The organism is Cytobacillus eiseniae (assembly GCF_017874625.1).
GTDB classification, from domain to species: domain Bacteria; phylum Bacillota; class Bacilli; order Bacillales; family Cytobacillaceae; genus Cytobacillus; species Cytobacillus eiseniae.
In genome coordinates this window covers 49191-62493 of sequence record NZ_JAGIKZ010000002.1, presented here as the reverse complement: position 1 = coordinate 62493, position 13303 = coordinate 49191, and the positions used below count along the sequence as shown (strand labels likewise).

Sequence of the window (13303 nt, the reverse complement as noted above, 5' to 3'; positions counted from 1 at the left end):
TCTTCGAGGATCTTCCCCCTTCCACTTCAATCAACCGTCCTTTATGTACCAATTGATTTAGAAACAACATTAGTAAATATCTTTTTATAAGGCTCTATTAAAGCTGAATGTTGATCTTACAATATTTGAAAAATAAGCGGAAAAATTCCGGCTATATTGGGAAATACCTCTATTTCCTTCAATATAAGCGGAGTCTTTCCGCTTATATGGACCAAATGGATGGATTTTGGATTATTTAAAGAAGTTAAGCGGAATTTCTCCGCTTATATTCACTTTTAAAGCGTTCTTTTTAACATTAACCGGAATTATTCCGCTTATATATTGCTATTTAGCTTTCTCGGTAGACATCCTCCGTGTATAAATTCTCTTACATACACGAAAATCAACAATGAAAAATAACAGAACCTTTTATAAAAACAAAAAAGAAGCTCCTTTGCTTTCGTGGAGCTTCTTCTGGTTTATTTAACTCATCACTTTTTTTTCAAATCGATTGATATCAATATCTGCACCAATAACAATGAGAATATCATTTATTTGAATTCTTTCATCTGCCATTGGAGAAACGATTATATCCTGCTTTCGTTTGATCGCAACAATATTAATTCCATATTTAGCTCGAATGTCTAGATCAATGAGTGTGTAACCTGCAAGCTTCTCGTTAGCGACTATCTCCACAATACTATGTTGATCAGATAATTCAAGATAATCAAGTACATTATTTGAAACGATATTATGCGCAATTCTTCTTCCCATATCACGCTCTGGGTGGACTACTTGGTCTGCACCAATCTTCCTTAATACTTTTTCATGATAATCATTTTGTGCCTTAACTGTAATCTTCTTCACCCCTAATTCTTTAAGAATAAGGGTAGTCAGAATACTTGCTTGAATATTATCACCAATAGCGATGATTACGTGATCAAAATTTCGTATCCCTAAACTTTTTACAACCGATTCATCTGTTGTGTCCCCAACAACCGCATGACTAGCAATCATAGAGAATTCATTTACCCGATCCTCATTATTGTCAATTGCTAATACTTCCATTCCCTCTTCAACGAGTGCACGACAAATACTTCCTCCAAAACGCCCCAGCCCGATTACAGCAAATTCCTTCTTCACAATTAAACCTCCTAAAACTATCCAAGCTCCATACTCGATCCCTAAGGGGTGTACCTTTGCTAAGAGATACACACATATTCCCCCATCACCTAGCTAAGGCTCAGCAATGCCACTAGACAATCCTCTGACTCTAAAAAATACCATCTGTTTTTAAAAGACTGCTTTGCAACCTTTATTGCTATTTTACACTTAATCAGTAATGATTGATTTCCAATTCAATCAACTGACCTATTTGGTAATCATCCATTCTAAACTTTTAGATTAAAAATAACAACCCTTTCGAACATAGCCTTTTAAAAAAAGGATCAAGCTAAGCTTGATCCTTCAATCTATCTTATTTTACTACATTTTTATATCATTCTGCTGTTTTTTTCATTTCATCCAATACACGATTTACACGTTTTTCAAGCATTTTCATTCCGCCTCCACCTGCTTGGAAGTGACGAAGATTGCCTTCTTTATCAAATACATAGTATGCCGGTACATATTGGTTTTCAAATGCATCAGTTAGCTTGTGTTCATTATCAACAAAGATCGGCTGAGTAATTTCATGCTCAGCTGCTACCTTCTTAATTCCTTCTAAATCAAGATCATCCTCAGATCGGGGCATATGAACAGCAATGACATTTAATTGATCTTGATATTCATCTCTAAATTGATTAACGTTTGGCATAGCCTCTTTACAAAGATGACAGCTCACAGACCAAAAATGGATAAGTGTTGGCTTTTCACCGATTAGTTGATCTTTCGTCACTTCTCCATTTAACCATTCTGTTGCACCTACAAGTTCAGGCATTGGTGCTCGTAATTTCATGCTTATTCCTCCTAATTATTCAATTTTACAACCGCTTCTAATTATTGAAAGAAAGACCTAACAAACGTTAGGCCTTCATACATTGTCATTGACATATTAGAGTGTTTTTTGTCCTGGCTTCCAGTTTGCTGGGCAAAGTCCACCAGTTTGAAGGGCTTGAAGAACACGTAATGTTTCATCCACATCACGGCCAATATTATTGTGGTTAACAACTGAGTACATTAACTCACCTTCTGGACTAATAATATATAATCCACGGAGAGCAATCCCTTCTTCTTCGATCAATACACCATAATCACGAGCAACTACGTGATTTGTATCGGCAGCTAGTGGATAATTCAAATCACCAAGGCCGTTATCTTTACGATCTGTGTTAATCCAAGCTAAGTGAGTGTGAATTGTATCAGTAGAAACTCCAATGACTTCTGCATCTAGATCTTCAAACTCTTCATAACGATCAGATAATGAAGTAATTTCCGTTGGACATACAAAAGTAAAATCCATTGGATAGAAGAAAAGCACAGTCCATTTATCATTTTTCATGTTTTCTTCAAGACTGACTTTACCAAATTCTTTATTTGGCATTACTGCGTCCATTTCAAAACGTGGTGCTTGCTTACCTACCATACGTTCAGGCATATGTAATCCCTCCATTAGCTTTTATAAATAAGAATAAGTTAATTTTATTCCTATTTTCAAAATTATCTCAAAATAAATTATAGGCTCTTCGACAATTTAAGTCAATATTATATAATAATTGATTTAATTCGAATTGTTTGCTTAACAAGCAAATTAATTGCTCACTTGCTATGTTTTTCTTCCTCATCAATATGCTCTTTAATTAGCTCTACAAAAGCTTGGACTTGTTTCAATTGAAATGCGGATTCATAGCCAAGTAGCCATGTATCACGCTTCAACGGCAAATTATGTTCATCTAATAAAGGGATTTTGAAAATATCCTTTTCAGCACCACTTAATGTAATGGCAGGAAGAATGGCATAACCGATTCCATTAAAGGTCATCTGCTTACATGTTTCTATTTGATCAACAACAATCGTCCTTTTTGGTGCTGTTTTAAAATGTCTTAGCCACCAATCTTGGATTTCTTGATAATAATTAGAATCGCTTTTAAATTGAATGAATGGGCGATCTGTTTCTAGGACTTGCTTGGGACTCGTTATTTCAGTATCAACAAGATAGAGTGTATCTTGAAACAAATGTTTTTTTACACCCTTCCAATCAGGCGTTCCACGGATAATTCCTATATGTACTTGGTCCTCATAAAGAGATTTCAATATTTCACTGCTCCAGCCTGTTATAAGTGAGATTTTCGCATTTGGATAGCGAGTAACATATTTTTTCAATACTTGTGGAAGCCAATTTTGTCCAACGATTGAGGCTACAGCAATTTTCAATGTTCCATGTATTTCAGTATTTAGTGCCTGAATCGATTCTCGAACCTTTTCTTCTTGGACTAACACTTCATTAATAAATTTAATGACGAGTTCCCCAGCTGGAGTTAATGATAAGCCTTTTTGAGAACGAATAAAAAGCCTTTCTCCCCATTCCTTCTCAATCGTTTGTAATCTTTGGGATAAGGCTGGCTGAGTAACGAATAATCGTTCTGCTGCCTTCCTCATATTCATTTCCTGGGCAAGTACTGAAAGCAGGTGAAACTCTGATAGTGAAGACACAAGATCTCCCCCTAATTTAAGTAAATGTAATTCTACATGTAATTCGATGTTGCCTTCTCCTAAGAATCGCTCTTTGTATTCAAGCAATTTCTCCTGTGAATTAAAAAAATCAAGCTCCCATTTCTGGGAGCCCATTCATTTATTCTTTTTTAATTTGTGAGCTAGCTTATTTACTTCAATTAATACTGTCCTTCTTGTAAATATGCCTTCAAAGAGCCCATCTTCATTTTCGACACAGAGGAAAGGATTATCAATTAATAAAGGAAGGGAATCCTGTACAGATGAATGAATGGATAATCTTGGTATCTTTCGATTCATTGCTTCCTCTACACGCTTTTCCTCTAATTTCTCAAACTCAATTCGTTCTAGACCTAGTATAGAATCCATTATAATTGGCGTACTAATTAAGCCATGCAATTTATAATATGGATCCAAAACAGGGATAGCTGTATAGCCACTTTTTGTTAAAACTAATAGCGCATGTTCAAGACTATTGCCGAGCTGCACATGGGCAACTCGCTCAGAAGGTATCATTAAATTTCGAATATTACTTTCTAAATACTCCCCACTATGAAGACTAATCATTACCGAAAACTCCTCAGGTTAATGTATTCTCTCTCCTATTAGTGTAACATATTATCCTTTAGTATGCTCTTATTAATTATTTATCAGAAATTAAAAAGGAACCAATGCTGGCTCCTTTTTAACACTTGTTATTGAATTAGATCAAATATTTCAATTGTAATCATATCAATATTATCAAATTGATATCTCTTCGGCTTTTCCTTGTCATGGTAAACTTCCAATTCAAACATTTCATTTTTGGGTTGGTATGTAACTTGACATTTTCTTTCACCATTCACCTCAAAAAAACGTTGCATTGGCTCTCCATCTTTAGATTGTTCTTGAAGATTTTTCAATCGAGTTATTATACCTTGAAGCTGTGACATGCTCCCTCTCCTTTCACAAAAAACAAAAACGATATATATTTATGTTACTCTTTTGGCATGTTTCTATCCAATTAGATTTGAATATTGACTATTCATTTTTCATCGCTTTTCATACCAATACTAACAGCATAAATTAATATTGGTCATATACACAAGTAAAATATAATCAAACAGAGATTTTTTTTTCATAAAAAATGCATTTGAGGACTTGTTATTCGTTGATATTTTATACTAAATTCCTTATAATACTCATGTTGAAAGGAATGTCATGATGAGAAAAATTATTTTATATACCCAGCCCGAATGCCCACCATGCGAAATAACCAAAAGATTTCTTACAGAATATGGATTCCGTTATGAAGAGAAAAATATTAAACAAAATCAAGCAGCAAATAAGGAATTAATTCAAAAGTATCAATCATTTTCCACCCCAACAATTATTATTGATGATACAATCATCATTACTGGCTTCAACCTAGAAAAATTAAAACAAGAATTACATATTCAAGACTAAAACAGGACATCTAGTCAGACTCATCCTTATAAGGCAAACAAATATCAAAATAAAAAAAAGCAAATTCAAGATGCAATCTTCACTTGAATTTGCTCATTTTTATTGAGTAAAACAAATCCTCCATACGTATAAAAGGATTCGATTGGATTTAGAAAAAAGGATGTTTGAATGGCTGATTGGATCATAAGCATTTTACTTGAAAGATTGTGCTGATCATTATTTTCCCGTTCAAGAATTTCACTAGGAATCCCATCATAATATATTTCAGCTACTTTCCATTCACCTTCTACAAAATCTAGCCTGACCGCTTCATAATGATCATCATATGAAACGGGTCCTTCATCAAATTGTGATAAAAACTCATAAATATACACATGGTCGTCAGCTTGAACAATTTTCGTTTCCTCCGAATAAAGAAAAAAAGGGATATAATAAATAGGAAAGTCTGTTCCATACGTAATGTATTTTCCATTTTCAGATTCAAGGTTTTCTTTTAAAAATTCTGCCGTGAAGCTTTCGATAAAATATGGGGATAATATTTCCTTTATTTCTTTCATGCTTCTAGGTTTTTCACTTAACGTGACCTGAGCATGAAAGGCATCCTGCAAAAATTGAAAAACCGACTGTTGATCTGATGGAACCATTTCTGCTTTTGCACTTGTAATCGGAGAGATTGCATTTAGGAAAACAATCAAAAGTATGAATTTAATGATATACTGTTTCATCTCACTCTCCCTTTCATAACTATTTTTTTGTATATACCCTATTCTATCAATAAATATACATATCATTTAATAATTTCGTTCGTAATAAACTAGCAAATTCAGACAGATTCTTTTCTTTCTTGTCTTAAATCAACCGCATTTGACAATAATACGAAATCTCAAACCATCTTATTTATGTACAAACGACTCACATTGTAGCATGAAAAAAAGCCTTCTTAAAAGAAGACTCTCCTCCAACTTACTGTTTTACTGTTCACCTACAGTAGTCCTTCACGTTCATAAAGATATTCATAGGATAAATCTACAAATAAATAATCACTGTCATTTAGTGGATAAGAAAATGTTCGTATCGTTTCCCCTGTCTCAATATCACTGTATAAATCTGACAAGATGCCTCTTTTGTCCACTCTCATCTTCATAATATTCTCTAAGAAATAAGGACGCCAGCTCCAATTTTTGTCTAAATATTGTTTTTGGATCATCCAGCTTTGATTATTCTTGAAAATATTTGCTGACTTTTGGAACCCATTCTCATCACATATGTATAACCGAAATGCTACTTGGTCAAGAAATTGAGAAAGTAACTTGATTAATTCCTCATACTCTAAGCCTTTCCGATTTTTCTGAAGGAATTGGCTAATATGATCATTAAACTTCTCTGTAATCACATGTAAGGCTTCTAGTTTTTTCTTTTCATATGAAATGTATTGGTGACATTTTTCTCTTAGCTTCTCTTTCATGAAGTCTCGATCAATAAAGTCTTCATTCGGTTTATGTAAATAATAGCCTTGATAATATCTTCCACCATTTCGCCAAGCAAATTGCAGCTGATAATCCATTTCAATATTTTTAAAAAGCAAGGTAGCCCCTATTTTCCTTGCTAATAAAGAAAGTGTATAGAGAATATCATGTAACACATGGGCTGAAGCAGTTGAACGCAGCTCATTCAAATCAACTTTAATGATGTTCGGTGCAAGCTGCCCAATTCGATCAAGATGGCTTCTTTCATTGCCCATATTATCAATCGCCACTTTAATCCCGTATGTACGCAAGTAATTCATCAAATGGTCTAAATGCTCCATATTCCCTTTATATACACGTTCAGTCGATTCTAAGATAATTCGATCAAGCTTTATACCTTTATCCTGATACTCTAACATGAGCGCTAAAAATGAATCAGCATTATCATACATTAGAAGATCTGCATCTTTATTAATAAATAATAGGACATCTTCATCTAGTGCAATTAATTTGTCCAGCGCCTTTTTTAAAATCACATGATCCACTTCTAATCGATATTCTTCTGGAATTCCTTCATCCAGGAAAAATGGACCGAGACTTATGACTCCTTCTTCTCCTCGATATCTCCCAAATACTTCATAGCCTATGACACGATGTTCATCCGCACTGAATATCGGTTGAAAATACGGGAATACATTATCTAAATCTGTCAGGATTTCCAGTGCATCCATGTTCATAAACCTCCATTTCCCCATCATTATACCTTACACTATTTTTTACTTGTTACCAGTTTGCAAATCTAGGAGTTTACACAATAGGACTTCGATAAAAAATACCGATATTTACATCGGTATTTTTTATTATTGAAGCTATTTATCAAGTAATGAAGCCCCTGCAATACCAGGCTTTGTCATTTCAAATGGATCTAATATTAAATCTAATTCTTCTTCAGTCAATACGTCATAAAGTAAGCATAGCTCACGAATAGACTTGCCATTCACAATGGATTCTCTTGCAATATCGGATGCCACATTATAGCCAATGTGAGGATTCACTGCTGTTAATAGGCCAACACTCTTCTCGACGTATTCCTTCAAGCGATCCGTATTTGCTGTAATCCCTGAGATACAGAAATCAGTAAATACACGGAAGCCATTATTCATAATTGTAATCGATTGCAATAAATTAAATAATAAGACAGGTTCCATGACATTTAATTCAAATTGTCCTGCTTCTGAAGCAAGTGAAATCGTATGATCATTCCCAATCACTTGAAAAGCAATTTGGTTCATAACCTCAGGCATGACTGGATTTACCTTTCCAGGCATAATCGATGATCCTGGTTGGCGTGCAGGCAAATTAATTTCATATAAGCCTGCTCTCGGTCCTGAGGCCATCAGTCTTAGATCATTTGCAATCTTCGACATATTTACCATACATATTTTCAAAGCAGCTGAAACTTCCACATATGCATCCGTATTTTGTGTGGCATCTACAAGATTCTGTGCAGGAACAATAGGGATTCCAGATATTTCTGCCAAATATTGAACAACCTTTTCAATATAATTAGGATCTGCATTCAATCCTGTTCCAACTGCTGTAGCACCCATATTTACTTCAAGTAAGTTTTCCTTTGATCGATCAATTCTCTTTATATCACGCTCGATTACATTCGTATAGGCTCTAAACTCTTGGCCAAGTCGAATGGGAACAGCATCCTGCAAATGGGTTCTTCCCATTTTAATAACAGAATCAAATTCATCTGCTTTTGCACTAAATGCCTCTCTCATTTCCTTCATTGTAACAAGTAAGGATTCAAGCGCACGATAGACAGCAATATGAATGGCTGTTGGAAAAGCATCATTCGTTGATTGCGCCATGTTCACGTCTATATTTGGATTAAGGTGGAAGTAATCACCCTTATCTTTGCCCAACAGTTCTAAGCCTCTATTTGCTATCACTTCATTTGCATTCATATTGATGGACGTGCCTGCTCCACCTTGTATCGGATCCACGAGAAAATGATCATGCCATTTTCCGGCAATGAGCTCATCTGCCGCCTGACAAATGACATCCGCTTTTCCTTTGTATAATCTGCCAACATCTGCATTCGCAAGTGCTGCTGCTTTTTTTACGATGGCCATGGCAATGATTAAATCCTTGTCCAATTTATAGCCTGTAATCGGGAAATTCTCAACTGCCCTTAATGTTTGAATTCCGTAATATGCTTCAATAGGGACATGCTTTTCCCCAAGAAAGTCTTTTTCAATTCTGTATGTACTCACTATGACTGCCTCCAAATAATGATATTTGAACCGATTGTATACAAAACTAAAAACCATGATTGAGTGTATCTTTCAACCACGGCTTAAGTATACTACTATTCGATAGATTTTTCACGATTATATTATTCGGATTAGCCAGAATAGGCTATGAATTCATATCCATAAGAAGCGCAAACTTCGACACATTGTTCTTACTTCCTTATTGAGGACTCTTGTTATTCCCATTTTAAAATGGATATTGATTGAGCCACTGTCCGCCGTCCATCGTAATACATTCACCATTCATGTAGGTAGCATGATCAGAGAATAAGAAAAATGCCAATTCAGCAATTTCTTCTGGTTTTCCAAGTCTTCCAAGAGGTACACTCGTAATTGTTCTTTTAGCAGCCTCCTCTGATTCCCAAAGTTTATCTGCACCACCTGTTCGTTCAATTGGTCCTGGTGCGATTGCATTCACTCTAATTCCATACTTCCTGCCCCATTCAACGGCTAATGTTCTTGTCATTGATAATACCCCAGCCTTTGCTGCAGCTGAATGGATGACACCTGGACCAGCATCCCATGCATAAGTAGCAACCATATTAATCATACTGCCCTTAATTCCGTGTTCGATCCAATACTTCCCAACCTCGCTTGAACAGTAAAATGTGCCATTAAGGACAATATTAATGACTGAATTCCAGCCATTCGCACTTAACTTTTCAGCAGGACAAATAAAGTTTCCAGCCGCATTATTCACTAAGTGATCTATTCGTCCAAATTGTTTAATCGTTTCATCTACCATATGCTTTACATGCTCAATCTCACGAACATCCATTTGGATAGTAAGAACTTGTCCAGGATATGTTTCAATCTCATTCTTCGCTTCTTCCAGACGATCTGCATCCCTGCCAGTAATCACTACAGACGCATTTGCTTTAGCAAATCGTTTCGCCATATATTTCCCCATCCCGCTTGATCCACCTGTTATGATAACTACTTTCCCTTTCATTCACGACCCCTCCTAAAATGAATCATCATTCATATTCTATCTTACCATTAATTATCGAATTTTCGAATAATTATTTTATTTCTATAAGCTCTTTTCTAAATAGTTTGCTGTATTTGAATGAAGGTCTGAATGATACTGTTAGTAAAAAACTCGATTGATTCGAGAAGAACGTATAATACTCCTTGATAATATATCTTTCCTTATAAAGGCAATCCCCTGTATATTATTTTCCTACTTCTTTTTAAAACAATAGTTTGATAGTATAAAAAGGGATGAAATACAATGATAGGTTGGATACAAATATGCCGAAAAAAATAACAAGAAGATCCTTTCTTAAACGAACATTTGGCTCAATTATCGCCATATTTGGTTTAGGCGGTGGCACGTATTATTATTCAAAAGAAATTGAGACGAAATTAACAGATGTCACTTATCATGAGATCATTAACCCTGCAATACCTACTAGTTTCAATGATTTCAAAATTGTACAATTCAGTGACACACATTTAGGATTTCAATATAATTCTCAACAATTAAAAAAGCTTGTCGAAAGAATAAATCGGTTAAATCCAGATGTTATCTTTTTTACAGGAGATTTAATGGATGCACCTAATGAATACGATGAGGAAAACATTATCATTCCAATTTTGAAAGAGCTAAAAGCACCTTTTGGAAAATTTGCCATATATGGAAATCATGATCACGGGGGATATGGAACCGATATATATAAATCGATTATGCAAAAAACAGATTTTCAGCTATTACTAAATAGCCATCACAAAATTAACCTAGTAGATGAAAGCAGTATTTACATCATTGGGGTTGATGATGCCATGCTAGGTAAGCCAGATATTCTTTCTGCGGTTCATGGCATTCCCGATGATTCTTATAAAATCCTTCTATCCCACGCACCTGATTTTGCAGATGAAGCCTCAGCCTATAATGTCCAGCTTCAATTAAGTGGACATACACATGGCGGACAAGTACAGGTCCCATTAGTCGGTGCACTCGTAAAGCCTCCTTTTGGTGAAAAATATCATGAAGGTTTTTATCAAATTGGACAAACGACTCTCTATGTGAATAGGGGGCTGGGAACGACTCGACTTCCGTTCCGATTTCTTTCCAAGCCAGAATTGACCGTATTTACTCTCAAATCATTAAAAAAGGAAAAGTAGCATTGCACACTACTTTTCCTTTTTTCTTTATTAAATAAACATTAATAACGTAGGCTATCTAGAATACTACAAGAATTTCTTTTCAATTTCTTCTGCTGGCAGCGGTCTAGCAAATAAGAAACCCTGTGCCTTATGACAGTTCGCATTTAAAAGAAACTTTGCCTGTTCCTCATTCTCTACCCCTTCTGCAATAACTTCCATGCCAAGACTTCTGCCCATATGAATGATTGTCGTTGTTATGGCCGCATCCTTTTCATTCGATAGAACATCATCAACAAAAGATTTGTCTATTTTCAATACATCAATTGGAAATTGCTTTAAATAATTTAAGGAGGAATAACCTGTCCCAAAATCATCAACAGAAATCGAAATACCTAGTTCCTTCAGTTCAGAAAGAATCGGTATCGTATCCTCCGTATCCTGCATTGCACCTTCCGTTATTTCAATTTCTAAAAAGCTCGGGTGAATTTGATATTTTTCAAGAGCATATCGAATTTTCAATAATAAATTATGCTGTTGAAATTGCTTAGGAGATATATTGATTGCAACCTTAAAATCTTCCATCCCTTTATCTACCCAGTCTTTAATTTGCTTACATGCAGTCTCAATCACCCAATTCCCAATTGGGATGATTAACCCAGTATCCTCAGCAAGCGGAATAAAATCCGCGGGAGATATATTGCCTAATTCATGATTATTCCAGCGTAATAATGCCTCATAGCTTTTTATTTTTTTTGTAGCTAATTCAATTTGCGGCTGATAATGCAGCGTTAATTCATTCCGGTCAATCGCCTTTCGCAAATTCGTTTCTAATTCAACAATGTTAGTAATAAATGAATTCATTTCCGATCGATAAAATTGAAAATGGGCTTTCCCCTTTTCTTTCACACGAAATAATGCTTCATCCGCATTTTTAATTAATATTTCAGCCTTGTTTCCATCATGTGGATACATACTTACACCGATACTTGGAGTGATATAATACTCCTTTGAATTCAAGTAAAATGAATGAGCAAATCTTGCAAGAATACTTTGGGCAAACTTACTAACCTTACGTCGATCCGCATTTGGAAGAATAATGATAAACTCATCTCCCCCTTGTCTGTATACGGAGCAATTATTCAATTTAAATTCACTTAATCTTTCACCAACTTTGACTAGTATTTCATCACCGACAAGATGTCCTAAAGTATCATTTAAGTATTTGAAACGGTCCAAGTCAATGGAAAGAAGGGCAAAGGTATTTCCGCTCTTTTTTGCCTCAGCAATATAATCACCTAAATCTCCTAATAACGCTCTCCTATTTAAAAGTCCCGTTAGTTGATCATGAAAGGCCATATATTTAATTTTCTCCGCACTTTGGGCTTGTTGGGAAAGATCCTTAATAATTAAATAAATGCCTTCAATTTCGGAATCAATCACAATTGGAACCGTTTTTAAATGAATCGTTAAATAAATGCCTTTTCGATGAACGAAACGAATATCAATCGATTCTGTTGGATAACCGTATTTCGTTTTATTAAACAACTCTTTAAATTCACCAATATCCAGCTCAGGAATTAAATTAAAGATGGAGCGATTTGAAAGCTGCTTTTCTGTATATCCAAGTATTTTATTACCAGCTGGATTCACTTCAAGAATTGAGCCTTTCAGGTTAACAGATAATATTCCATCTAAATTATGATCAACAATGGATCGATACTTTTGTTCTTCTTTTATTAATCGCTTTTTCTCTATTAATGCATGAGTAATATCTCTCGTAACAGATACAACAAACCGAACTTGATTTTGATCATCAAGTATGGGAGTTAGGAAGGATTCACCAACCATTGTACTTCCATCTGAAAGCTTCACTTCGTCAGAGTAAGCAATAGTCTCTTTCTTAATGAGTGTCTTTTCATATTCTGCTTGCAGTGGCAAAGCACGCTTATCCGAAAGAGCTTCCTTTAGCGTCTTTCCAATAAAACCTGCTGATAAACTTGCATGATTCAGACCTGGTTCATTAGCAAATATATATCGGAACTCTGGCCCTTCCTCTACCTTCATTATGAAGATCAAATCTTTTATATGATTAAAGATCACTTCAAAGATTATTTTTTCTATTCGATTACTAATCTGTATATTATTTAATTCTTTTGACAATAATTCCTTCATGGTCACCATCAAATCATCCTTATATTATTCATTCCATAAACAGGAATAGTGCTTACTTGAAAAATATTCACTAATTATTCATACTTAAGTAAGTTTTCTCCTATTATAATATAAATCGACAAAAAAACACATGCTTCT

General features: G+C 34.9%; 13 protein-coding genes. 2 read left to right on the top strand and 11 right to left on the bottom strand.

Annotated elements, in window-relative coordinates; all coding sequences use genetic code 11:
* Nucleotides 1-462: 462 nt before the first annotated feature.
* From J2Z40_RS02475 to J2Z40_RS02450, 6 genes are all read right to left on the bottom strand, one after another.
* Entirely contained in the window at nt 463-1122 is a 660-nt protein-coding gene (locus J2Z40_RS02475; protein WP_066399201.1) for an NAD-binding protein, read from the bottom strand.
* Nucleotides 1123-1477: 355 nt separating this feature from the next.
* Nucleotides 1478-1936: a redoxin domain-containing protein gene (locus J2Z40_RS02470; protein WP_066393179.1), complete on the bottom strand. Its 459-nt coding sequence runs from the start codon at nt 1934-1936 to the stop codon at nt 1478-1480.
* 96 nt (nt 1937-2032) lie between these two features.
* On the bottom strand, nt 2033-2575 hold the full coding sequence (locus tag J2Z40_RS02465; RefSeq protein WP_066393178.1) for a peroxiredoxin: 543 nt from the start codon (nt 2573-2575) through the stop codon (nt 2033-2035).
* 161 nt (nt 2576-2736) lie between these two features.
* Entirely contained in the window at nt 2737-3630 is an 894-nt protein-coding gene (locus J2Z40_RS02460; RefSeq protein WP_066399200.1) for a transcriptional regulator CcpC, read from the bottom strand.
* 135 nt (nt 3631-3765) lie between these two features.
* Nucleotides 3766-4215: a cyclic-di-AMP-binding protein CbpB gene (cbpB, locus tag J2Z40_RS02455; RefSeq protein ID WP_066393176.1), complete on the bottom strand. Its 450-nt coding sequence runs from the start codon at nt 4213-4215 to the stop codon at nt 3766-3768.
* A gap of 128 nt (nt 4216-4343) precedes the next feature.
* Complete coding sequence (locus J2Z40_RS02450) at nt 4344-4580, bottom strand: YkuJ family protein (RefSeq protein WP_066393172.1); 237 nt, start codon at nt 4578-4580, stop codon at nt 4344-4346.
* A gap of 268 nt (nt 4581-4848) precedes the next feature.
* On the opposite strand from J2Z40_RS02450, the gene J2Z40_RS02445 reads away from it, so the two are divergent.
* Nucleotides 4849-5094, top strand: a complete 246-nt coding sequence (locus J2Z40_RS02445) for a glutaredoxin family protein (protein ID WP_342590312.1) — start codon at nt 4849-4851, stop codon at nt 5092-5094.
* Between the two features lie 65 nt (nt 5095-5159).
* On the opposite strand, the gene J2Z40_RS02440 is transcribed toward J2Z40_RS02445, so the two are convergent.
* The 4 genes from J2Z40_RS02440 to fadH all read right to left on the bottom strand — a co-directional run bounded on the left by J2Z40_RS02440 (nt 5160) and on the right by fadH (nt 9836).
* Nucleotides 5160-5819 carry a DUF3993 domain-containing protein gene (locus J2Z40_RS02440; RefSeq protein ID WP_066393168.1) on the bottom strand — a complete coding sequence of 220 codons (660 nt, stop codon included), beginning with the start codon at nt 5817-5819 and terminating at the stop codon, nt 5160-5162.
* 257 nt (nt 5820-6076) lie between these two features.
* On the bottom strand, nt 6077-7291 hold the full coding sequence (locus J2Z40_RS02435) for an EAL domain-containing protein (RefSeq protein ID WP_066393166.1): 1215 nt from the start codon (nt 7289-7291) through the stop codon (nt 6077-6079).
* A 138-nt stretch (nt 7292-7429) separates the two neighbouring features.
* Nucleotides 7430-8845, bottom strand: coding sequence for an aspartate ammonia-lyase (gene aspA, locus J2Z40_RS02430; protein ID WP_425351353.1), 1416 nt, complete (start codon nt 8843-8845; stop codon nt 7430-7432).
* A 226-nt stretch (nt 8846-9071) separates the two neighbouring features.
* Nucleotides 9072-9836, bottom strand: a complete 765-nt coding sequence (gene fadH, locus J2Z40_RS02425; protein ID WP_066393164.1) for a 2,4-dienoyl-CoA reductase — start codon at nt 9834-9836, stop codon at nt 9072-9074.
* Nucleotides 9837-10138: 302 nt separating this feature from the next.
* Between fadH and J2Z40_RS02420 the strand changes: the two genes are divergently transcribed.
* Nucleotides 10139-11011: a metallophosphoesterase gene (locus J2Z40_RS02420; protein ID WP_066393161.1), complete on the top strand. Its 873-nt coding sequence runs from the start codon at nt 10139-10141 to the stop codon at nt 11009-11011.
* A 66-nt stretch (nt 11012-11077) separates the two neighbouring features.
* Here J2Z40_RS02420 and J2Z40_RS02415 read toward each other — a convergent pair whose 3' ends face one another.
* Nucleotides 11078-13174 carry an EAL domain-containing protein gene (locus J2Z40_RS02415; protein ID WP_066393159.1) on the bottom strand — a complete coding sequence of 699 codons (2097 nt, stop codon included), beginning with the start codon at nt 13172-13174 and terminating at the stop codon, nt 11078-11080.
* Nucleotides 13175-13303 lie beyond the last annotated feature (129 nt).

Bases quoted from the DNA above. Each gene is read 5' to 3' on its own strand.
- J2Z40_RS02465 (WP_066393178.1), bottom strand. From the start codon at position 2,575: ATGCCTGAACGTATGGTAGGTAAGCAAGCACCACGTTTTGAAATGGAC.
- J2Z40_RS02450 (WP_066393172.1), bottom strand. From the start codon at position 4,580: ATGTCACAGCTTCAAGGTATAATAACTCGATTGAAAAATCTTCAAGAA.
- J2Z40_RS02415 (WP_066393159.1), bottom strand. From the start codon at position 13,174: ATGGTGACCATGAAGGAATTATTGTCAAAAGAATTAAATAATATACAG.
- J2Z40_RS02435 (WP_066393166.1), bottom strand. From the start codon at position 7,291: ATGGATGCACTGGAAATCCTGACAGATTTAGATAATGTATTCCCGTAT.
- J2Z40_RS02440 (WP_066393168.1), bottom strand. From the start codon at position 5,819: ATGAAACAGTATATCATTAAATTCATACTTTTGATTGTTTTCCTAAAT.
- J2Z40_RS02470 (WP_066393179.1), bottom strand. From the start codon at position 1,936: ATGAAATTACGAGCACCAATGCCTGAACTTGTAGGTGCAACAGAATGG.
- J2Z40_RS02420 (WP_066393161.1), top strand. From the start codon at position 10,139: ATGCCGAAAAAAATAACAAGAAGATCCTTTCTTAAACGAACATTTGGC.
- cbpB (WP_066393176.1), bottom strand. From the start codon at position 4,215: ATGATTAGTCTTCATAGTGGGGAGTATTTAGAAAGTAATATTCGAAAT.
- J2Z40_RS02445 (WP_342590312.1), top strand. From the start codon at position 4,849: ATGATGAGAAAAATTATTTTATATACCCAGCCCGAATGCCCACCATGC.
- fadH (WP_066393164.1), bottom strand. From the start codon at position 9,836: ATGAAAGGGAAAGTAGTTATCATAACAGGTGGATCAAGCGGGATGGGG.